Annotated in this window: 17 protein-coding genes and 1 pseudogene; 7 read left to right on the forward strand and 11 right to left on the reverse strand. The window is 55.0% G+C overall.

The window, feature by feature from the left end; all coding sequences use genetic code 11:
* Positions 1–295 precede the first annotated feature (295 nt).
* The gene (locus tag K3T83_RS01495) at positions 296–1,879 is read left to right on the forward strand and encodes a Na+/H+ antiporter (protein ID WP_220201223.1); all 1,584 of its coding nucleotides are present in this window, start codon (positions 296–298) and stop codon (positions 1,877–1,879) included.
* Here K3T83_RS01495 and K3T83_RS01500 read toward each other — a convergent pair.
* Positions 1,820–3,319, reverse strand: a complete 1,500-nt coding sequence (locus tag K3T83_RS01500; RefSeq protein ID WP_220201224.1) for a DUF2254 domain-containing protein — start codon at positions 3,317–3,319, stop codon at positions 1,820–1,822. The two genes, K3T83_RS01495 and K3T83_RS01500, sit on opposite strands and share 60 nt — an antisense overlap.
* 692 nt (positions 3,320–4,011) lie before the next feature.
* Here K3T83_RS01500 and nhaA point away from each other — a divergent pair.
* The 6 genes from nhaA (at position 4,012) to K3T83_RS01530 (ending at position 10,955) form a co-directional block, all read left to right on the forward strand.
* Positions 4,012–5,376, forward strand: a complete 1,365-nt coding sequence (gene nhaA, locus K3T83_RS01505) for a Na+/H+ antiporter NhaA (RefSeq protein ID WP_220201225.1) — start codon at positions 4,012–4,014, stop codon at positions 5,374–5,376.
* A 73-nt stretch (positions 5,377–5,449) separates the two neighbouring features.
* Complete coding sequence (locus K3T83_RS01510; protein ID WP_220201226.1) at positions 5,450–5,872, forward strand: hypothetical protein; 423 nt, start codon at positions 5,450–5,452, stop codon at positions 5,870–5,872.
* A 239-nt stretch (positions 5,873–6,111) separates the two neighbouring features.
* A complete protein-coding gene (locus tag K3T83_RS01515; protein ID WP_220201227.1) occupies positions 6,112–6,558 on the forward strand; it encodes an HNH endonuclease in 447 nt (148 codons plus the stop codon).
* 427 nt (positions 6,559–6,985) lie between these two features.
* Positions 6,986–8,224, forward strand: a complete 1,239-nt coding sequence (locus K3T83_RS01520) for a cation:proton antiporter (protein WP_220201228.1) — start codon at positions 6,986–6,988, stop codon at positions 8,222–8,224.
* Positions 8,214–8,792, forward strand: coding sequence for a tetratricopeptide repeat protein (locus K3T83_RS01525; RefSeq protein ID WP_220201229.1), 579 nt, complete (start codon positions 8,214–8,216; stop codon positions 8,790–8,792). Before K3T83_RS01520 ends, K3T83_RS01525 begins: the two co-directional genes overlap by 11 nt.
* Positions 8,793–9,374: 582 nt before the next feature.
* Positions 9,375–10,955, forward strand: a complete 1,581-nt coding sequence (locus K3T83_RS01530) for an ammonium transporter (RefSeq protein ID WP_373324570.1) — start codon at positions 9,375–9,377, stop codon at positions 10,953–10,955.
* A 278-nt stretch (positions 10,956–11,233) separates the two neighbouring features.
* Here K3T83_RS01530 and K3T83_RS01535 read toward each other — a convergent pair whose 3' ends face one another.
* The 10 genes and pseudogenes from K3T83_RS01535 to K3T83_RS01585 form a co-directional block, all read right to left on the reverse strand.
* A complete protein-coding gene (locus tag K3T83_RS01535) occupies positions 11,234–12,205 on the reverse strand; it encodes an alpha/beta fold hydrolase (protein WP_220201230.1) in 972 nt (323 codons plus the stop codon).
* Entirely contained in the window at positions 12,189–12,734 is a 546-nt protein-coding gene (locus tag K3T83_RS01540; protein ID WP_220201231.1) for an SRPBCC family protein, read from the reverse strand. Before K3T83_RS01540 ends, K3T83_RS01535 begins: the two co-directional genes overlap by 17 nt.
* A 563-nt stretch (positions 12,735–13,297) precedes the next feature.
* A complete protein-coding gene (locus K3T83_RS01545; RefSeq protein WP_220201232.1) occupies positions 13,298–14,542 on the reverse strand; it encodes an FAD-dependent monooxygenase in 1,245 nt (414 codons plus the stop codon).
* A gap of 181 nt (positions 14,543–14,723) precedes the next feature.
* Complete coding sequence (locus K3T83_RS01550) at positions 14,724–16,901, reverse strand: sensor histidine kinase (RefSeq protein WP_220201233.1); 2,178 nt, start codon at positions 16,899–16,901, stop codon at positions 14,724–14,726.
* Between the two features lie 39 nt (positions 16,902–16,940).
* Positions 16,941–17,615, reverse strand: coding sequence for a response regulator (locus K3T83_RS01555; protein WP_220201234.1), 675 nt, complete (start codon positions 17,613–17,615; stop codon positions 16,941–16,943).
* A 235-nt stretch (positions 17,616–17,850) separates the two neighbouring features.
* Positions 17,851–18,534, reverse strand: a complete 684-nt coding sequence (locus tag K3T83_RS01560; protein WP_220201235.1) for a hypothetical protein — start codon at positions 18,532–18,534, stop codon at positions 17,851–17,853.
* Between the two features lie 473 nt (positions 18,535–19,007).
* Positions 19,008–19,475, reverse strand: a complete 468-nt coding sequence (locus K3T83_RS01565) for a winged helix-turn-helix transcriptional regulator (RefSeq protein WP_220201236.1) — start codon at positions 19,473–19,475, stop codon at positions 19,008–19,010.
* Between the two features lie 148 nt (positions 19,476–19,623).
* Positions 19,624–20,505: an SDR family oxidoreductase gene (locus tag K3T83_RS01570; protein WP_220201237.1), complete on the reverse strand. Its 882-nt coding sequence runs from the start codon at positions 20,503–20,505 to the stop codon at positions 19,624–19,626.
* A 67-nt stretch (positions 20,506–20,572) separates the two neighbouring features.
* A pseudogene (locus K3T83_RS56080) lies at positions 20,573–21,268 on the reverse strand (transposase).
* A gap of 273 nt (positions 21,269–21,541) precedes the next feature.
* Positions 21,542–22,309 (reverse strand): transposase, encoded by a 768-nt coding sequence (locus K3T83_RS01585; protein ID WP_220201240.1) that lies wholly within the window; start codon positions 22,307–22,309, stop codon positions 21,542–21,544.
* Positions 22,310–22,957 lie beyond the last annotated feature (648 nt).

The raw sequence follows: 22,957 nt of genomic DNA on the forward strand, positions 1-22,957 counted from the left end.
TCTAAGCCTCTCTCAAGGAAACGCCGCTCTTCAGGCTTGCTACGACTTCACTTCTTGTTCAGTTAAACTCGTTGTGTCACCCTCCATGAGGTGCCTCCCTGATCCTCTTTCCGCGTTACCGCTAAGGATTGACATAGTGTCAAAGTCAAGAGACCTGCTCTCCACTTTTCATGAACACTTTACAAAGCAGAAACCTCACAATGGGGTGTGCTGGAAGTTTGTGGGCTTGAGCCGTGAGAGCATGCCGGCGTATACTACCGGTATATATTTTCTGAGAAAAGGGAAATCCCTCCTGATGACGGCAACCATAACACTCACGCTGGGTCTGCTGGTGGCAACGCTCGTCCTGGCAAGCCTGGCGACTCGTTTCCGCGTTCCCTACGCCATTCTGCTGGTGCTTGGGGGCGCACTGCTCGGTTTGGTCCCGGCTCTTCCTGAGATTGACCTGGACCCGGAAGTGATCTTGTTCCTGTTTCTGCCGCCCCTGGTCTACTCCTCGGCCTGGCAGACTTCCTGGCGTACCTTCCGCAGCAATTTACGTCCGATTCTGTTGTTGGCTGTTGGCCTGGTCCTCTTCACGACTGCCTGCGTAGCGCTGGTGGCACAACTGCTGCTCGGGCTCTCCTGGCCGGTGGCCTTTGTCCTGGGCGCGATCCTCTCACCGACCGACGCAGTGGCTGCCAGCGCCATCGCCCAACGGATGCACCTCTCAGCACGGGTGGTCACCATTCTGGAAGGGGAAAGCATGGTCAATGATGCGACCGGGTTGGTCGTCTACACGTTTGCGGTGGCGGCTGCCGTGAGTGGACAGTTTGCACTGGGGGAGGCGCTCTGGCAGTTCGTCCTGGTGAGCGCGGGTGGACTGGCGATAGGCTTGCTGGTGGGATGGCCGCTGGCCTGGCTCCACAGTCATATTGACGATGCCCCCATCGAGATTACTATGACCCTGCTCACCCCATTCGCCGCCTATCTGTTGGCGGAAGCGGCACACGTCTCAGGGGTACTGGCAACCCTGTCGGCAGGATTGTATTTGAGCCGCCACTCCTCGCGCTTCTTCTCTTCCACTACCCGCCTGCAAGCGAATGCCGTCTGGAACGTGCTGGTCTTCCTCCTCAATGGCCTGCTCTTTTTGTTAATCGGGCTGCAACTGCGGCACCTGCTGGCAACGCTCCTCGATGGCTCTGCGATGAGCATTGTAGGGCAGGCTATCCTTATCAGTCTGACAGTGATCCTCGTGCGCCTGCTATGGGTCTTCGCTAGTGCCTACCTCCCTCGTTGGGCATTGTCTGCCGTGCGCGCCCACGATCCCTATCCCAGCCCTCGTGGTCTGCTGGTGGTGGCCTGGACGGGGTTACGGGGAGGCATCTCCCTGGCAGCGGCCCTGGCCTTGCCGCTCACCCTGACAGGGGGAAAGGACTTTTCGGGGAGAGAACTGCTGATCGCGATCACCTTCGGGGTTATCCTGGTGACGCTGGTGGGGCAAGGACTGAGCCTCATTCCCCTTATTCGGTGGCTTGGAGCAACGGCTGATGACACCGCAGAACAAGAACGCCAGCGCGCCCGACTTGTAGCCGCCCGATCCGCCCTCGCTCGTTTGCGGGAACTCTCCGGAGAAGCATGGGTTCCCCAGGACCTTGTAGAGAGCATGCGCTCTCGCTATGAGGAGAAGGCTGCCCATGCCAACGAACACCTGGATGGCACTCTCCTGCCGCAGGAGGACACCTTCCTCACCTACCAGCGGCTCCAGCGCGAGATCATTGCAGCTCAGCGCAGCGCCGTGATTCGCTTACGGGATCAGGGGCAGATTGATGATGAGGTGCTACGCGCACTCGAACGGGAATTGGACCTGGAGGAGCAACGCTTTGCAGGTCAGGAGTAATGTGAGCCACCTCCTCTCCACCTCATCCTTTGGAGGCAGCAGGTGGCAAGAGCAGCCTTGCATTGAGACAGAGGTTTGCTCCCCGGCCCGGATCTGCTCAGAGCGAACACCTGTGAGCTGTTCGACCTGCTGGAGATGCTGCTCAAGCAAGGAACGGTCGTGCTGGGTGCGTGCGTCCTGGATAGCAGGGCGCGCAATGGCTTGTGCGAGAGCACCCAGGACAGGTAAGCGCTCTTGCCCTTGCTGGGTTGCGATGCGAGCCACCTGCTCCAGGGCCATCAGGAGTGCATTGGCCACCCGGGCATTGGTCGTACTGACACGCCCAAGTTCGACGAAGGCTTGCAGATATTCATGAAAGGTTCGGGTTCGCATGACCAATAGACTGCTGCCATCACCCAGGTGGTGAATGGCTGAGGGGAGGGTGCGGTGGGCAAGATGCTCGAAGATCGCTTGCAAGTACTCGATGCAATTGACGGCGGTGGTCGGATCGTTGACCGCCGGGGAGAGTGCACGTAAGGCGATATCCGTCAGTTGGCGGATCCCGAAGGCGGCATCCTGCACGATATCGCGTTGATTCACGACGACGACGCTGCGCCGAATGATCGAGATCGTGGCGTGTTCCAGTTCGCGCGGCACCCAGACATGCGCAATGCTCATCTCTGGGGTCACGAAGTCGCCGGGGCAGACGACCAGGTGCAGGCGTAGCCCCGGCCCAAGCCGTGTCGCAGCTCGCTGTAAGTGGTGGAAGGCGATGGACTGAACGTAACCCGAACGGGTGGGAGTGATCCGCTCGGGAAGGGCAGACGCTTCCCATTGTTCGAGCAAGATCGTCTCATCCTCGCCTGGGGAGCCGTTGCCCCAGGTGGGATAGAGGTGATCGATGGCTTGCATCGTTTCTTTGGCCAAGCGTGCGGTGATATTGTAAATTTGAATGGATTCGGCGGTGTGGTGAAAGAAGAGGAGTAAGAGCAGCAGGCCGAGGAAGGAGAAGCCAATGGCAACCGTAATGCTGATCGATGGGACAAATCCGGCATAACCTGACTCTGGCTCTCGCACGGCGGTGAGGACCAGCAAGGCATAGGCAAAAATGCCGAGAAAGCTCCCGGCAACGCTCTGAGTGAGGCGATCAGCCAGAAAGCCGCGCAAAGCTCTAGGAGTGTATTGACTGGTCACCAGTTGGAGCGTGACGATGGTAATTGAAAAGACCAGGCTCAAGGCAGCGATGAACGAGGCGGCGATAGCCGAGAGCATGCCGCTGGCCGCCGTCGCATTTCCGTTGAAGAACAGCGGTAGATGAGGGCTACCCACAGCATGATCGAGCCAAATGAAGAGCAGGCTTAACAACGGACCGCATAGCGCAATGAGTCCCGGGACGAGCCAGAAGCCGTTCACCACATCCAACCAGCGGGTTTTGATGGTCGTGAGTAGAATGCCCAACACATTTTCCTCCTGTCTGCGCATACAAGCTTTGAGGGTAACACGGGTCTGCACCTCCTGCGGATACAGCGGCATCGCTGGTGGGTGGCACTACCAAATCCACTTTCTTTAGCAGTGGTTCTCCCATCTTGTTCGCTCTGCCTGCCTTCCTGCTTGCGCATGATCTCTCCTGTTCTGATGAGTACCAGCCTCGCCCAGCGATCCAAGAGCAACAGTGAGCAGCAGCGGTGGCGTGTCGGACCACGAATGCTCTCTTGCTCATGTCCATCATGCGATAAGAGAGGCAAGGCGAGCAGCAAAAGCAGTCAATTTCTCTTGTCGCATCATAGGCATCTTTTGCTATGGAGGAAGAGGGTGTCGGCTCCTGGAGATGGGCGCGCATTGCTTCGTCGCTACTCAGGCCTGCTCGGTGCATACGCTCAGTAAAGAGCCTGTTGGGAGGTAATACAAGAAAGCCATTTGCACTCTTTCTTGGTGGTTCTCCATCTGCGAAAACAGAAGGGGCCATCTTGCCTTTCGGGAACCCACCACAGGAATAGATCCGCGCATCCCTCTTGCCAACCCCCCTTTGTTGCGAGTACAATAGAGCCTGCAAGGTGAGACGCGTGGCGTCTCACCAGGAGCGCCGGGAAGCCTGGTCGGCATCTGGTGCTTTTTTTGTGCCTTTTTTCTCTCCCGCCGAAAGGAGATACATCATGAAGACCCAACATCAGAGGAGCCAGAGCGCCCAGAACGCTCGGATCACGCGCCTGATCCTGCGTCCCTTCCAGGAATTTGTGCAGGCAGAAACGGCTAGTGGTCTGCTCCTGTTCATCTGCCTCCTCATTGCATTTCTCTGGGCCAACTCGCCCTGGTCCGCGAGCTACGCTCACCTGCTTGAGATCCACCTGACCATAGGCGTCGGGAGCCTCCTTCTGGACCATCCCCTGCATACCTGGATCAACGATGGCCTGATGGCGATCTTCTTTTTGCTGGTGGGCCTGGAACTCAAGCGGGAGGTGTTGGTTGGGGAACTCTCTTCGCCACGCCAGGCCACCTTGCCTCTCCTGGCCGCAGTGGGTGGGGCGCTCTTCCCGGCGATGATCTACCTCATCTGGAATGGAGGCACCGGCGGCGCCCGAGGGTGGGCTATTCCAATGGCTACTGATATCGCTTTTGCCTTAGCGATTCTGACCCTGATGGGTCGTTCCCTTCCGCCCGCCCTCAAGGTCTTTCTCAGCGCATTAGCAATTGCTGATGATCTCATTGCGGTGCTGATTATCGCCCTCTTTTACACGCAAGGACTCAACTGGATGGCCCTCGGTGTTGCGGGGGTCGCGGTCACAGGGTTGTTTCTGCTGAGGGGAATGCGGCAGCACCGACTGTTACCCTATGTGCTGCTCGGCTTCCTTCTATGGGCTGCGCTTTTTCACTCTGGGGTCCATGCGACCATTGCGGGCGTCGTGCTGGCATTCCTGCTGCCTGCTCGTTCCCGACTGGATCTGCCGACCTTTGTCGCGCAGGCACAAGCGTTGCTCTCTGTGGAGGCAGACGCTGTGCCCAGCACTCAACCACGACGATTGTTGGACGAAGAGCACCAGAGCGCGGTCCATGCACTCGAAACGGCATGCGAGGAGGTCCAGGCTCCTCTCGGGCGTATGGAGCACCTATTGCAGAGAAGTGTTGCCTTCGTCATTGTCCCGCTCTTTGCCTTTGCCAACGCTGGAGTTCACCTGGAAGGAACCCTGGATCAGCTCTTGACCCCTGTGAGTCTGGGAGTGGCTCTGGGGCTGCTGATCGGCAAGCCCATTGGGATTGTCTTCGTCAGTTGGCTGCTCAGTCGCTGTGGCCTCGCCCAGTTGCCAGAGGGGGTCAACTTCCGGCATCTGCTTGGCGTGGGGATGCTGGCTGGCATCGGTTTTACCATGTCCCTCTTTCTGGCAGATCTGGCCTTCGAGGACATCCAACCCCAGTTATTGACGCAGGCGAAGCTGGGTATTCTAGCGGCTGGCGTGCTTGCGGCGGGTCTGGGTGCACTGATCTTGCGGCTGCAACGGTCAGGACGGCTTGCCTCGGGCTGAACCTGAAACGTCGGCATCTCCCATACAAGACAGGGAAATGCACCTCTCGTGACAAACGAAAGGATGATCGTCTATGCCGATACCGGCCCTGGAGGGGTTTCTGATCCTCTTCCTGGTGATTGCGCTGCTCACCATCTTTGTGACGCAGTGGATTGCCGTGCCCTATACGTTAGGACTGGTGGTCGTGGGACACCTCTTGAGCATGGTGGGGCTGCTTCCAGAGGTTCATCTCACCCCGGAACTGGTGCTCTTTGTGTTCCTACCTGCCCCCTGCTCTTTGAAGGAGCCTGGTCGATGCGTTGGGATCTCATGGGTCTGGGCATCGCTGGCAGTACTCATGACTGCCTTACTTGCCTCTCTTTTTGGCTATCGTCACGTCATGGGGATGACCCTCACTCTGTTCGCTGTAGTGACTGGGGAAATCGCAGCGAATCTTTTCGTTTTACCTTTCACCCTCTCACCTTCTCATGTGTTCACTCAGCTCCCTTCCTTATAAACGGCACTCGCTATCGTCTCTGCTGCTTTCTTTTCCCTATTCAGAAGCGGTCGTCTCATTTCTTTGAAGGTGTCTGGAGAAATTATCCTTTCTTGTCAATTGCTTTATGTATCTTTTTTCTATAGGTATTTTTCCCGCCCTTGCACACAGACCCATCCATCAGTAATATGAAAAGAAGAAGAGTTCTCTCTTCTCGTAGAAAAGGCTGTCTGTGTTGTACTTGGAGGATAAAGTACTTCATGCTCGCAGAACAGGAACAATTTCTCCTGCACCTGGCTCACGTGATCTCTCAACAGGAGAGGAAGGTGGTGAGCAAGATCCGCGAACGTGCAGGCACAGAAGAAATGTATCTCATTTTTATCCGTGAATATGATCGTGTTCGCGGACAAATCATTCGAGCGCGCTACATCCGAGCTGAAGCCACCTTAACCCTCCCTGAGTGGTTGAGCATTCTGGCCTATTTTCAGTGGCGCTGCGCCTATTGTCAGAACAAGCCTTTTCAGGTCATGCATCATCTCATTCCCCGTCCACAAGGAGGGACGAGCGTAGACAACTGCGTTCCCGCTTGCTATCGCTGTCTCAAATTAAAAGCGCCTGATGATACCTGCATACAGGAGTATCTTGCCACGCTCAAACCACGCTCGCATTCCTGTGAACACACTCTTCTTCATGAGGAGACGTCGTAAGGACGAAAGGATGGAAGATGGAACACATCGTGTGTTCTTTTTGCTCAACAAAGAGAAGTAGAGAAGTGAGGAGGATTTGCACGTGTTCACCGTTGCTTCCTGTATGGATACTTTGCACAATATTTAGCTGTTTTTGAGAAAGTTTGTTGCGATTTTTGTTGGTTTTGAGATAATTATCGGGACTATGAGTTTTTATTTAGGCAAAACATACAAATCATGCCTTTCAATTTGTGATAATTCGTCTGTTCTTTTTTGCTCTATAGGTTTTTATACTAAAAAAGAACCACTCAATCAATACAGCGTTGTTTCTTCAATGGCCCAGTGACGGGAAGCCCTTTCTACATGCTGTTTTCTTTGCATACTCATAGGCGAGTCATGCATTGACTCTCTATTGGCTCTCATGTATCTAGAGCAGGAGTAATGATCCGTGTCTGTTCCATCATTTCTCGCCTTGACCGCATGTCTGCTTCTGGTGGCGAAGGGAGCAGGCTGGCTCTGTCAGCGCGTGCGCCTTCCCTCCGTTTTAGGGCAACTGCTGGTTGGTGTCCTTATTGGACCGTCGTTTTTGCATCTGGTTGCCCCTAATGAGCTCATCAGTTCGTTTGCCAATATCGGGGTGATTATCCTTATGTTCCTGGCGGGCATGGAAACCGATATGCAGCAAATGCGCCAGGTGGGAGTCGCGGCGTTTGTCTCGGCCTCGCTCGGGGTCATTGTTCCTTTTCTTGCTGGCACCTTTTTTTCGCTCGCGCTTGGCTATACACTTCCGGTCAGCCTGTTCCTCGGAACCCTGCTCACCGCGACCAGTGTCAGCATCTCAGCACAAACATTGAAAGATTTAGGCAAGCTCATTACCAAAGAGGGGGCAACCATTCTTGGGGCGGCCGTCATTGATGATGTGCTCGGGTTGATTGTCCTCTCGGTCATCCTGGCGTTTACTCTGGGACAGAACCCGACCTGGGGCATTGTCAAGATGCTGCTTTACTTCCCTATTGCCTATCTGCTTGGTCACTACGGTTTCCCGTTGCTCTCGCGCTGGCTGCCACGCCTGCTGGCCCTGGAAGCACGCATTGGTCTGGTACTGGCTCTCGTCTTGCTTTATGCCTGGTCCGCTGAGTCGCTGGGTAATGTGGCGGCCATCACTGGAGCCTATATCGCCGGGATTCTGGTCAGCCGGACCGACATGAAAGCGTGGGTTCATGACGGCCTCTCCAAATTGGGCTATGCCTTCTTTATTCCGCTCTTTTTCGTCTACGTTGGCATCGAGGCTAATTTCAACAGTATCGGCCAGATCGCCGTTTTGCCCTTGCTTGCCTTTATCGGGGTGGCCCTCATCACCAAAGTTCTCGGCTGTGGTGGAGGAGCACTCCTGTGTCGTTTCCGTCCTCACGAAGCCCTCGTGGTGGGTGTGGGGATGATCTCACGGGGCGAGGTTGCTTTGATCACCGCCACTATCGGGTTGCAGACAAAATTGATCGATACCTCTCTCTTTTCGGTGGTCATTCTGATCACGCTAGTGACTACGTTGGTGACACCTTTATTGCTCAAGCTCACCTATCTGCTTCCTGCTCACCAATCGTTCGACGATCCATTGTCTGCACTGAGTGAGCAATTGCTTCCTGGCCAGGAAGCGGTGGCATTGCAGGAGGAAAACCATGTCCACTGATCTGCTTGATGAGGGCTACGCGTGTTTGCGGCGCGGCGATCCCGAGGCGGCGCTCCGTCGTTTCCACAAGGCCATCGAGTCCCAGCCAACAAATCCCCAGGGCCATTTTGCGAGGGCCATGGCCTACCTGGATCTGGGATTGGGCGACAAGGTGATGCAGGCGCTCGATGCGACTCTCCAGGTTGATCCCACCTATGCTTCTGCTCGCGCCTTTCGTGGCATCGAACTGCTCAAGCGCTATGCTATTGATGCGGCGCAAGACGAATTGCAGCACGCGCTGCACGATGCGCCCACCAACTTACTTGTTCATCTCAAATATGCCGAATATTATTATCGCCTCGGTTTTTACCCCAATGCTGTCACCATGCTGGAAAAGGGGTTGAGCATACCTCACGGTGCTAATGAGCATCTGGTGGCAATGGCAAGGCAACTCCTTACTCAGTCCCGTCAGAAATGTAAAGGTCTTATCATCCGGCAGCCACCTGACCCACGACGATGGTTTCATCTGTTTGATCGCTTTCGACCAGCGCTGGCGAAGCGGGTGCCAACATCGCGTGAGGTGAGCTAAATTATATTCCATCATCTCTTTCTTTAATTGAATAAGGAGAGAAAGGACGGTCTTATGGCGGTCTATCTGTTAGTTGGATGTTTTTTCATCCTGATGTTGGTACGTATCGGTCTCCCCTTTGGCGTTCCGGCCTCCGGGAAACCTGTCACCTCCGTCGCCCTCTCGTTCCGTGAGCGCTTGGTGTTGCATCGTACTAATATGTATGCGCTGGGCGCGCTCTTGCTCCTGGCGGCCATTGGTCATTGGTTCTCATTACCAGTGGAAGTTGCTTGTATTTTCCTCGCCCTCGCACTTGTCAACCTTCCTATACGCTATCATTTCACCTCTGAAGGCATCGCCTGTAATAACGTGTCCTTCCGTCGGTGGAACGAATTCTCTTACGTTGGGGTGCACGGGGGACGCCTCACCTTGATGCCTCGTGCAGGATATGCTCCCTTGAGGCTGGTGGTGTTAGCTTCTCGCCAGAAAGAGGTGCTGCCCACGTTCCAGCGCTTCTTGCAGGTGCGTCACGAAGCTCCTCCTCCATCGGCCCTGGCGCTCTGGTTCCGCCGTCGCGTGCCAGCCCTCATTCTCAGTGGCCTGATGCTCTTTACCTTTGCCGTCGTGCTCAGTTCGTGTGGGGAAAACGCCGATCCCAGTGGTCTTTCCACCGCCAATCAGAGCAATCTCACCAAAGTCTCTGCCAATGGCACACCGATGACGCAGCAAGACCTGGATGCAGCTAAGACGAAAGAGCCGTTTGCCTACAACCTGGCGCTGCTGGTCGATGAAAACCGACTGGGCATCAACCTGACCTGGACGCTGGTCACTGGCTATCTGGTCATGTTCATGCAGGCAGGTTTCGCTCTTGTTGAGACGGGTCTCTGTCGCGCCAAAAACGCCGGGCATACGATGGCGATGAACTTTATGGTCTACGGCCTGGGCATGATCGGCTACTTCATCGCAGGTTTTGCTTTCCAGTTTGGCGGTATTGGCCTGGCTGGTGTTCCCAACCTCGGCGGGTTAGCGGCTCTCACCAACGAGGTGACGATCCCCATTGGCGGCGTCAACTGGGGTCTCATCGGCTATAAAGGCTTCTTCCTCAGCGATGGCACCTATGACGTGGGCATTGCAGTGATGTTCCTGTTCCAGATGGTGTTTATGGATACAACGGCCACCATCCCAACCGGAGCAATGGCCGAGCGCTGGAAGTGGTCGGCTTTCTGCGTCTACTCGCTGTTTGTCTCCACATTGGTCTATCCCGTCTTTGGCAACTGGGCCTGGGGTGGTGGCTGGCTCTCACAGCTTGGGTCGGTCGGTCTGGGCAAAGGCTATATCGATTTTGCAGGCAGTGGCGTGGTGCATGCCGTTGGCGGTTGGTGTGCGTTGGCTGGGGCGATTGTCCTGGGACCGCGTCTGGGCAAATTCAACAAAGATGGCAGCTCCAATGCGATCCCCGGACACAATATGGTGCTGGCCCTGCTGGGCTGCTTTATCCTGGCCTTCGGCTGGTTCGGCTTTAACCCTGGTAGCACGCTAGGAGCTTCGACCAACGGCAGCCTGCGCATTGGTTTGGTCGCTGTGGATACGATGCTGGCTGGTGCCTTTGGCTCAGTGGCGGCGATGATCTATACCTGGGTGACGGGCGCGAAAAAGCCGGATATTGGGATGATGGGGAATGGCTTGCTCGCCGGCCTGGTTGCCATTACCGCTCCCAGTGGTTATGTCAATCCAATCTGTGCAGCCATCATCGGAGCGATTGCTGGCGTCATCGTGATTGTGGCGGCAGGCTTTGTGGAAAATGTCCTCAAAGTCGATGATCCAGTCGGCGCGGTCGCGGTTCATGGCTTTAACGGTCTTTGGGGACAATTGTCGGTCGGCCTGTTTGCTGATGGATTGGCAAACTATGGCGGCTTACAGGTCAAAGGATTGTTCTTCGGCGACGCAAGCCAGTTGGTAGCGCAGATCATCGGGGCGGTCGTCTGCTTTGTGTATGTCTTTGGCATCTCGTGGGTCTTCTTTACGCTCTACAAGCGCTTCTTCGGCCTGCGTGTCTCCGCTGAGACGGAACTGGCAGGACTGGATATCCCTGAGATGGGCAGCCTCGGCTACAATCCCGACGCCGAACCCTACGCGCTCCCTGTGGGCGAGGAAGGAATGTCGGTCGCGGGTGCTGGCGACTAGAACGCGCAAGCACGCCTTCCTTTTCTGAACGTTGACCACCATTGAATCAGCTACTCAATGGTGGTCAATGGTGTTTGTCCTTCCTCAAAAAGATATCCGGCGGGGAACTGACGAAACATGCTCTATGAAGTGATGCCGCGCCACGTCGTCAGCGCACTGGGGAGAGAAGCTCTCCAGTGTGTTCATTGACGCCTCCATTTTTTGAGCACATCTTGAGTCCTTTCCCTCCTAATTCAAAAACACTTTTGAGTCTGAAGAGGGGAGGAGATTTCTCCTCTTCAGGCGTGCAGGAACGCTCGCATGGTAGCCTGAATCTCCTGATCATGCGAACTAAACCACATCAGATGACTCTCAGCCTCAGAGACGAAAAGTTGCGTCTGAGGGACATGGTTCTGCACATACGTCGCGTGCGATGCATCAACCAGACCATCATATTTGCTGGTGATGACGAGAAGCGGAGCAGTCACCTGGCTAAGATCTCCACAGTGGTGATGAATATCATGGAGAAATCCTGCTCCTGAACGTGAAGCCTGTAAAAAGGTCAGGGCTGCTCGTTGCCGCTTAGGGCCCATTCTTGCCATCACCTGATCGAGAGGCAAACAGGTGAGACCTCTCATCATACTTTTGAGTGCAGTTTGTGGCGCAACTCGTCCCCATCCTCGAAAAGCGGCCCACATCACTCGTTCCAGCAAGGGATTGAAGAACACATAGGTTCCCAAGCGGATCACGCCGCTGGCGTACCTCCCATCTACCGCTGCATTCTGCAAGATCACTTTGCTCACGCGTTGTGGATACCGACCTGCCAACTGCAAAGCGGTTGGTCCAGCAGCGGAGATTCCTACGACGATCACCTGATCCAGGTGAAGGCAATCAAGCAAGCTCACCAGCGCATCGGCGAAGGCTTCAGCCGTTTTCCCGGTGGAGGAGGGCGTCCTGCCATACCCAGGTCGTGAAGGGACAAGCAATTGGTAGCCTAGCTCTCGAAAAAAGGTCTCATGTCCCAGTGGTGAATGGCAGTTCGTATGTCCACCGTTCAAGACCAGCACGACAGGACCTTGCCCCACACGTCGATATTCAATCAATCCTTGCTTCGTTCGGGCAAGATGACTCACCTGTTCTGCCTTTGCCTTCCCATCGCCCAGACCTCTTGATGGCAGGAGATCTGGGTCATCCAGCAGGCAAAACCAGGCTCTCTGAGCGCGACGTGCAGCAACAAGCGGGGTCTGAATGGGATCAGGATATGCTGTCATAGTTACATATTCCTTGCGTTCGTGCCTGCTCAAGCGATGTAGCCTGTTTTTCAATCGCTCTTTTGAGAGCGTTAAGAGTGCTTTGAGCGTCTCGTGTAATAGTATGTTTTGCGATGACATTAAATACTTTTGCCTTGAGAGACGTGGTTGAATAATAATGCCGAAATTCCACTTTTGTCTCATGTGAAGCCAGAGGAGTCAACCTCGTTTCAACCAGATAATCTGGAAGCAGTTTGGTCATCCCCATAGTATCTTCAGAGAATGCCGTGACGATCCTTTCCAGGGGAACCACTTCGAGATCTTTCTCGACACACATATGTTTCCCATCGTTGAGGTGGCATCTATAGGCAACCTCCTGCTCTCTCTGATGTTTCCCTGAAATGAGGTCTACCCTCTTGACCCTCGGATGATACTCAGCAATCTTCGTCAAATCTTGCCCAAATGCCCAGACGATTTGGAGAGGGGCATGAATCACGACCTCTTGTCTGGATTGAAAAGGAGGAAATTCCTTCCTCTGAGGATGCTGCATCGTTGTGTTCCTTTCTCCGCGAGAGAGGCTGCGAAGCCTGCCTTGCGGCGAACTCCTTCAGAGACGCTCTTATCTTTTCCTCTCGTGGTTGAACAAACAAGCATTTATTTGAACGGTGATTCACTACAATGATAACTCATTCAAGAAGATATATCAAGTTGGGGCGGGATTCACTCATGCTGGAAGCTACCCGTTCGCGGCAGGGTTCAGAACGCCAGGGTCGGCATTGCATCGCGTTCATTTTGCTGACGTGATGGTGAGGAGAAGCATTCTCTACGTGAATACTTGACCAATAACTCTAGAGTCGTGTGGACCTCCTCTTCCCGCTCTTGCTCACGCCTCTTCTTCTTGTCCTCGATCTCAAGACAGGTGCAACATAATACCCTATTCTTTTTTGTCTGCCGTCACAGAAAAGGTTGGAGGATCAACCCCGACCTGATGACGGTGGACCAGCAGACTGGACTTGACCCTGAAACATAGCTCTCCGTCATCTCCTTGTTTCGCCTCGCGAGAACAGAGACGCAAACGTGGCCGGCTCATCCATTCCATTGCTCTCTATTCAGCTACTCTTTATCTCCTGGCGGGAGACGGGGATCAGCGGTGCGGGAGCGAATCGGCGATTCTCCCGGCAGATCTGGTTTGGCATCTGACACAGGCAAGATGCTCGGTGCAAATAACTGACGGCGCAGCAGGCCACCAAACGCCTCGCGGAAGAGCACTTTCAGCATCGCTTGTTGGACGAAGAGACCCAGGGGACTGCCAGGCAAAAAGGATTTGGCAAAACTGCGCCCACTCTTTTGCTGCTCCAGCACATAGGCAGACATTTGCTGTTCGTAGCGCCGAAACGCTTCCTGGTAATCAGCGGTATCGTGCAGCGCTTTGGCCAACAGATAGGCACCTCCCATCGCCAGGGAGGCTCCCTGCCCAGAAAGCAGCGTGGGGCAATCGCAGGCATCTCCGACCAGAGCCACGCGGCCTTGATGCCAGGTCCGCATCTGTATCTGGATCACTGCATCCATGAACACAGAAACCTCCGGGTCAACATCAGAGAGGAACTGCTCGGTCAGCCAGCCCATGCTTGCGAACACCTTGCGTAAGTGAGAGAGCCGCTGCTCGCGTAGCACATGCTCAGGCTTTGGTGACTGGTACATGAAAAACAAGAGGAGGTCGTCCGTCTGTGGCGTGCAATAGGCCGCAACCATGCGTCCCGGTTCGTTATACATCTGAAACGTCTTGCCAATGCCGTAGCGGTCGGGAGTCGGGTAGCAGGCAATGGTGTAGCCCAGATACCGGCTGAATTGCTCTTGGAGTCCGAAGACCAGGGCACGTGTCTTCGAATGGACGCCATCGGCCCCGATCAGCAGATCGAAGGTTTCGGTCGCTCCATCATTGAACGTCACCTCCACCGTATCCGGATCAGCCTCAATGCACTCGATCCAACGGCCAAAGCGCACCTCAACGCTCCCTTCCAGCGCTTCATAGAGCACTTCTTCGAGCGTCTCATGCATCAGTCCCATGTATTTTCCCTCGGTGAGCTTCCGAATAAGTCGCATATCCAGTCTGGCAATAGTCTTGCCGTCCTTGTTCACGTAGACGAGTGCCTCAAAAGGAATTTGCCGAGAGCGCAGTTGGTCGAGGAGTCCCATGCGGGAAGCCACGTCGTAGCCCGTACCAAAAAAGTCAATCGCGTAGCCATCACGGCGAATGGTGTTCGCCTGTTCAATTACCACTGCTGGGATATGATACTGCTGTAGCCAGTAAGCGAGCGTGAGGCCAGCTATGCCGCCTCCGGAGATTAAGACGCGCATGATCACATCCTTTCTGGCTGCTTCACCAGATCCAGCAGCCAAGTATGAACCAAAGGCCAATCCATTCATTGTTTTCTGCTTCCAGTATAGGAGATGCCGCGTCCCACTGTCATGAGCACCCGTCCCGGTTTTGTCCCGAGGGCTGTCCTATCTTTATAGCATGGCAGCCATCGGCATCGATCTATGAGACACTGCCTGGAGGTGAGAATGGGGAAGAATCTGCGGCCACGCCAAGTGGGAAGGTGACCCGGACCGTTGTACCACCAGAAGGGCCTCGTGCAATACCACACCTTCCTCCCAGTTCGACCGCTCGTTCGCGCATCGCCAGCAGTCCCACACCGATGCGATGGTCATCGGCAATGCCCTTGCCATCGTCGCTCACCTCTAGAGTCAAGACGCTTTCTTGCAGGCACAGACGCAGGAAACACCGCTGGGCTTCGGCGTGGCGCACGACATTGGTCAGCGCTTCCAGGGCGATGCGATAAGCAGCCACCTCGACCGCTGCCGGAAGCGGCGGAAGGCACTCTGGAACCTCGACAAGGATCTGGAGCCCCTGGTGCTGAGAGGAAACCGCCTGCTCGCGCAAGGCCGAGAGCAGGCCCAGTTCATCGAGGGCTGGCGGGCGCAGATCATAGACCAGGCGGCGGATCTGAGCGAGGGTCCCTTGTGTCTGCTGTCGCACTTCCTCCAGGAGCCGATCCGCACGCGTGCTGTCCCGAGTGAGCAGGTTACGGGCAGCATCGATTTTGAAGGTGAGACTGGCCAGCGTCGGCCCCAACCCATCATGCAGGTCGCGGCGCAGGCGGCGGCGTTCCTCTTCTCGTGCGGTCACGAGCCGTGTCCGCGACTGTTGCAAGTCAGTCGTCAAGTGCCTCAGTTCAGCAGTCAGGCGCACCGCCTGTACGGCGACCGCAATCTGCGGAGCCAGGTCATGCAGCAGGCGCAAGTCGGCGGGCGTCAAGGGCTCGCCTCGCGCCCGTGCTGCCAGCCAAAGATCGCCCATGTGTTCGCTTTGGGCCACCAGCGGCAGGCGCACCAGCGCCTCTCTACTTATTTCCCCGGTGGAGGCGGCAAGAACATCTTCTCCTTGTTGCCTGTAGGTGATGGCGACAGAGGGGAGCTTGAGCGCCTGAGCAACAGTCTGCACAATGGTGGGCAGGAGGCTGTCTGTGGCCAGCGTGGCTTCCAGACGGTTCGAGAGCCGAGCAAGCACGCGATAGGGCTCGTCACGCTCCCCAAACATCAGATGATTGACGGCCCGTTGCAGACGCTGGTGCAGCGGTTGAACGAGTACTGCGACCAGTCCAGTGGCCAGCAGCGACAGGAGCAGGCTGCCCAGTACCGACAACAGCGTACCCAGCCCAACGACCACCAGTAGATAAAGCCCGATGATGCTCGCAGTGAGTAACCCGTAGACCAGGGTCCGGTTGATGAGCAGGTCGATGTCCCACAGCCGGTAGCGCAGCACCGCCACGCCTATCGTGATGGGAACAAGGAGCAAGACGAAGGGAAAGGTCACTTCGCTCAGGATGGCATAGAGAGCCTGAGCAGGACCAGGTTGGGAGAGTGCGGGCCAGATGAGCGGAGGCAGCAGGTTGGCGGCATCGAAAAGTGTACCCATCAGCATGCCGAACACCACCCATTTGGTCTGTTGTCGCTGGATAGCAGTGGAGACGCGTCGATAGCGGTAGAGTTGGGCAAAGCCACAGGCAAGAAGCATGCAGAGGAGAAGAGAGGCGAGCAGCAGCGGAGGCCAGTGGACCAGAGAGAAGGGCGAGGTGGATGGCAGGAAGAGTGGCACTTGCCATGCCAGGTAGGCCAGGGTCATCCAGCGCGTCCAACTGGGGACAAAACGCCCATCAGGGAAGAGCGCGAAAAAGAAGATGACCGAACTGAAGGAGAACAGGCGCAGCAGAGTGATGCAGACTCCTAAGGGGGAAGTGAGGCCAACGACACGGGAGAGTACCGAGAAAGCGGGGGAAAGACTGACCACCAGCATCACCAGGAGCAAGGCAATGTAGAGCGCCATCCAATCGTCGGACCTGCGCCAGAAGATCAGCAGACTCACGGCAATCCAGACCGGGGAGAAACAGGTGATCAGCGTGATGTTGAGCGTGGCATAGGGACCGGTAAGGAGCAGATAAAGGGAGACAAAGGTATCATAACCACTGACCACAGCAGGCATCGCGAGAAGATGGGCGTAGGCCCCTTGCTGGAATCCGTGGAGCTGGACATAGTACACGAGCACCCCCGCCAGGTAGAAGCCGCAGAAGATCAGCACCAGTAGGATCCACCCCCATCTGGCAAGCCGCAGACGTGTCCCAGATAAGCGGGTATCGGCGGGGGGTAGCGAAGACATGACGAGGGACGTCTCCTCTGGCAATGCTTCCTGGTCCACTTACAAATCCTCCGAAGGAAACTGCCCCAATCCGGCGGTCCAGGCCGCACGCATCGCTTCGGCCCGGTCGGCCACCTGCAACTTGCTCAAGATGTTGGAGACGTGATTGCGCACCGTCTTGGGGCTTAAGATGAGCTGGACCGCAATCTCCGCATTGGACTTGCGCTGTGCGATGAGGGTGAGGATCTCGTATTCCCGCTCCGTCAGTTCTGGGAAGAAGTGGGTTGGGCCACTTTTTCCTGTAGGCTGCATGCTGCTGAAATAGTGTGTGAGACGTGAGGCGACGGCCGGACCAAAGATGGCTTCGCCTCTGGCTACCGCGCGAATGGCACGCAGTGTTTCCTCCTGCACAGCTCCCTTGAGCAGGTAGCCACGCGCTCCGGCGCGGATGGCAGCGAAGACCGACTCGTCATCCTCGAACATGGTGAGGATCAGAATGCGGATGTGCGGACTGGTCTGGAGGATGCGCCGTGTGGCCTCAATGCCGTTGGTGCCTGGCATTTTGATGTCCATCAGGATGAGGTCTGGCTGCAAGGCTTGCGCCTCTTCGATGACCTCGGTGCCGGTCGTAGCCTCACCAATCACCCGCGTATCTGGGACCGATTCCAGCAAGGCGCGTAGCCCGTCGCGAAAGAGTGGATGATCATCGGCAATCACTATGCAAATTGGCTCCATACCTCCTCTTCTTTCTTCCTGTTAACCCGTCGCGCTGGTCAGTCACACACACCGGATATGCAGGGGTCTCCGTGTGTTCCCCAGTTCTTCTCACCGCTCGCACCGGAAAACGCTCTTCCCCAGTTGCTCGCATTCTTTCTTCCTGTCTGGTTGTTTCTATGACAATTGTACATCATCATGGTCCCTCTGTCCGTACTCCTTTACGAGTGTGATCCCAATTGCGCGGAGGCAATCCCTATCGAATCTTGCCTGCCGCTATAGCTATGACAACGGCACCAATTCCCGCCACGATCACAGCGCCTATCCACATCTGCATAGCAGCCAACCCCGCGCCAATTATCCCTCCCACTATTCCCAACACCCAGTCGAGAAGCCGCACTATTTCATCCGCTTCTTTCTCTGTCCTTCCTCTTGCGACCAACGTCCACTTCAGGAGGGTACCCCCATCCACCATGGGCAAGGGGAAGAGGGCAGCGAGCAAGATCCATCCATGCCCTACCGCCGACCAGGTCGCGAGCTCCCTGATGATTGGATTGCCTCTCGCGACTGCAGAGATCACTGCGCTCAGGAGCAGTCCCAACACGTTGAAAATGGGACCACCTATGGCACGCATCCGATGCACATCAGGTGAAACCTCATTATTCCAATACAGCGTTCGCGGCATACCCGCTGAGAGCCGTATTTCATCTATCGGTGCCCCTGCATAGCGAGCGCTGAAAATGTGGGCGAGAGCATGGCCAAAGTCCGCAGGCGCGAGAAGAAGCACCGTGACAAATCCAATGAGTACCCCTTGCCAGAATCCACGTTCTGGATGCCAAGAGAACCCCAACCAGGTAACGATTCCCCACAGAGCAACGATGGGGACCAAGACCGTTCCCTTGATCTTGACTGGGGTGTCGAAAATGCGAAGTTCGACCATAGTTGTTCCCTTTCTTCCGAAAATGAGACAGGCTGGGCAAGGAAGGACGGCCAGTTGTCCTGTGTATCCGCAACCCAGTGTAAGAGATATCGTGTCTCGTTGTCATGAGGCATTGTCCCGGTTTTGTCCCGATGCCTGTCCCGATTGTGCAGAGGAAGAAGGAAAGATGGCATCTTCCGGCTTTCGAGAGAGAGGAGCGCAAATGTGCAGTGCAGGAAGATTGCGCTCGCCTCAAAGAGTGAACTGAAAAGGTCAAACTGTCACATTTTTTGGAATATAATGGCCACATAAGGTGGGTCTTCCCACGGGTTGCGCAACGAGCTAAGCTCAAGTAAGGAAGTGTAAAGAAGACCATCATTAACCTTGCCTCAGAACAAAAGTCGAGAAGAATGCCGATGTGCTACAGGTTATGCCTCGTTACGCAATCCGTGGGCATTACGAACAGACTCTCACCCTCCCTGGATTGGATTACCTCATTGCTTTTGCGCCTTCCGAGGTGGAAACCACTCTGCGTTCGCGAACAGAAAGCCGCCATGTCGTATGCTGTCAGTTATATCTGATATCACTTGTTCTCTGTCCTTTTTGAGCGCAGCCTCAAGAGTCGCGCTCCGGCCAATGTATACTGGCCCAAAGACATTGCTCCATGACTGGAGGTCGAGCAGTAACGGAATAAGCGCTAAACCTTGCTCCGTTAAAGAAAAAATCTCGCGGCGCTTATCCTTTGGATCGGCAGCCTTCGTGAGAATTCCTTGGCATTCAAGCCGTGCTAAACGGTCAGCCAGGATATTCGTCGCAATATGCTCGTCTGATTTCAAGAATTCCCCGTGAGTCCTTTTGCCGGCATAGACAATGTCGCGCACAATAAGCAGCGTCCACTTATCCCCGAAGATCTCAAGTGCGAAGTTAATAGGACAGGAAGACCTGAGTTGATTCTTTTGCATTTGGAACTCCTGTTTTGTTGGATGCAGACCTCTCATCCCCTTTGTTCCTTTGCTATGGTTGAAAAGGATGGAAACACTCGATCCCGCTGAAGAATCAGCCCTCCTCAATGTCGGGCTGATTCTTGTCTATCAAACCGAATGATCGATGTTATGAGTGAGCAGTTTGAATCCCCTGAAATATTTCCACATGCTGTGCAACAAATTCGGCAAATGGAGTTGGCCGGATACCAAACAGTTTCTGTGTCTCAAGGAGAACTTTCGACTCAGAGCCCTTGCATCGCTCACTGTACAGTTCGTTCACTGCATCCGCCAACTGCTCCGGCATACCGAATGAGACGAGTTGCTGTCGCTCCTGTTCAAGGGTGACGTTGACGTAATGGATCGTTCTCCCAAGCGCCTTGGAAAACAGCTCCGCAATATCGTTCATCGTCATCGAGTCAGGCCCGCTTAGCTCATACATTTTGCCTTCATGACCTCCAGTTGTCAGCACGACATAGAATACTTTGACGAGATCGTACACATCGATTGGTGCGATGAACGCATCACCCAGAGGATTGAAGAATGCGTCCTGCGCGATAACTGTCGGCGCATCGAGCAGATACATTTGCATGAAGTGGGCTGGGCGAATATGCGTCCATGTCAGGCCGGAATCTTCGAGGTGTTTCTCGATCTCGGCATGCATGCGTAAAAAGCGGGCCGGACTCTTTTTATCTGGATTGAGGCAGGACAGCTTCACGATATGTCGTACACCCGCCTTTTTGGCAGCATTGATAAATGCTATCTGCGTTTCGGCCATTGCTACCGGGTCCGCCGTCGATAAAAGCACGGCTTTGTCTACGCTTTTGAATGCGTCATCAAGTGTCTCTGGCTTGAGCATATCGCCGACTGCAATTTCAATGTTCGGATCATCTTCAAACATGGTCGCGTGCTTTGCGTCCCTTGTGAGTATGTGTACTCGCTCATGGTGTTTTCGGAATTCGTGAACGAGTGCCGTACCGGTCAGGCCAGTTGCTCCAGGAATGAGAATCATGATGTGCTCCTATTTTTTCGTTTGATGCACTCACTGTAGCATCATTTGTTTGCAAAATGCAAACAAATTATACTGTTATTCTGGCGAAGATGCAACAAAAAACATGAGTCATCCCAAACTTGATACCGCTGGCGAATGAGGGGTACCACTCACTGGCTAAAGCTGGATGGAGGGCGGCAAAGCGCGAGGTCCGCGTTCTTGTCGCCCTTTTCCCGTCCAGAAAAGCATCAAGACGGACCAGATTAATAGCAGCAGCAGTCAACATATGCTGCAAAGCCGTCTTCTCTAAGCCTCGATAGCGCGTCCGGCGCAAACCAAGTGTCCGCACCGCCTGAGAATGGGTCCCTTCAATGCCTGATCGCTGCGCATACAACTAGCGGAACTCCTCCGTTTGTTGGAGGCTTCGAGCCTGTCGCAACGTTTCGTACTCGGCTTGATGACGAACGGCCAGAATACGCGGGGCGCGAGCCGAACACGTGCAGAGGGCACGAGCAGGACAGTCACGACAATCCTGTAAGCCAAAGCGGATAGCGACTTTCGGATGTCCATGTTGGTCCTTGCGCTCGGTCCATTTCACGCTCTGCTTGTCTTGTCGGCAAGTCGCTTGCCGGGCCTCCCAATTGATCTGAAAACAGGCCAGATCATAGCCCTGTGCGGCTTTGGCTTGCCACTGATTGTTGCGACTGACTGGTCCAATCAAGGTCACCTCATAGCGCTGCTGGCTACTGATGAGCCGTTCAGCGTCCACGTATCCAGCATCCATCAGATGGGTCCCTGGCAACCGCTCGGCCGAAGCCAGCGCTTGCTGGATCGCCTCGGTATGTTCGATATCGGTTTCGGTGGCATCCGTCGTGGTGACATGGGTGATCAGATGAGGCAACTCTTCATCACAAGTTTCGCTAAAGTGGACCGTGTATCCAAACCAACTCAAGTCTCGCTTGTGACCATAATGGGCTTCATGATCATGGGGGGATCGAATGGTGAGATGAGCAGGAGGTAAATCATCTTTGTTGCGCAAACGCAAGCGACCCTCATCTCAAAAGAATTGCTGCACCCACATTTTTCGTAAGCCCTCGACTTCAGGCAAGCTTTTCAACAACTGTGGGGCAGACTCGCTCCACACCTCTATCAACAAGCGCAGCCCATCTTGACCAATCTGATCCATGACCTGTTCTTGGTGCCCTTTGGCTCCCGGCCAACGCCACTCTTCTACACGTTGGCTGTAGCGCTCAAACCAGGCGATTGGCACCCATTGTTTGAGCCACTCCCCCTCTTGCTCGGCAAGAGCATTGAGCACGGTTCTGAGTATTTCCCCTAAGAGTTCCAAGCGATTGAGGCGGCGCACTGCCGCCAACACATGGGTTGAGTCGGTGCGTTGGACTCCTCGCTTTTTGATCCAGCCACGTTGTTGCAACTGCTCCACCAGGTGCTCAAAGAGGCGTTGCTCTGCTTCATGAACCAGCAAACGTGCCCGAAATTCACACAGGACCGAGGCGTCGAAGCCTTCGTCCGTTAATTCCAGCCCTAACGCATATTTCCAGTCGATACGACTGCGGACCGCATCGGCTGCTTGCCGATCCGAGAGATCTTCCAGAAATTGAAAGACACACACCAAAGCGAGACGCCAAGGGGCCTCAGCAGGCTGCCCTCGCCGAGCGAATAGATCGGCAAACTGCTCATCGGCATACAGGCTGCCCAACTCATCACGAAGACGGAGGTAGAGATTCCCTTTGCGAAAGGCGGCGCGAGCCACATGAGCGGTTTCTGCTGGCACGGGATCAATGCGATGAGGTTGCATGGACATAGCTTTCTTCCTTCTCTCTGATCGCAGAGCCAATCCTCATCAGGATCGGCTCTCTCGCCTGAATACTCTCCTCTATCCTACCAAAGCTGTCATCCTGTATTCTTTGGTCCCAACATTTCGCCAGCAGTATCAAATTCGAGATGACACATGTTTTCCAGTCCTTGAGCAGTTTTCGAAATCGAGTCACTAACAGCCTCCAGGTGCATTGCCTCATGTTCCGTGATAGGTGGACTGAGCACGAAAGAGGTGAAGCAAGCACAATGGTGAGTCAACCTTGGGAAGTGAATATTCCTTCCAGGAAACATGCATCAAGCAAAAACTTACAGATTTTAAAAAGAGCCTTCCAGCAAACACCCAGGGCTTTCCAATTCTCCCATCTAGCGGGAGTGCAGAGGGCGGCAGCCCTCTGCCGGGGTGCGGGGTGTCCCCGCAAAAACCTTTTTTCTTCTCTTTTGCGCGCCGCCTGCGACGGCGCGCGAAGGAGGGAAGGAAACTGGGGACACCCCAGACCCCGGCAGGGAGACCCTGCACCCCTTTGAGCGGAGAACTGGAAAGCCCTGAGCAAACACCTGTCTCACTTGTTTTTTCTGAAGAAATGGTCTATAGTTGCTCCGTAAGCAGTTTCAGTCACTACCAATCTGCCTCTGC

The sequence above is a fragment of the Reticulibacter mediterranei genome (assembly GCF_016587455.1).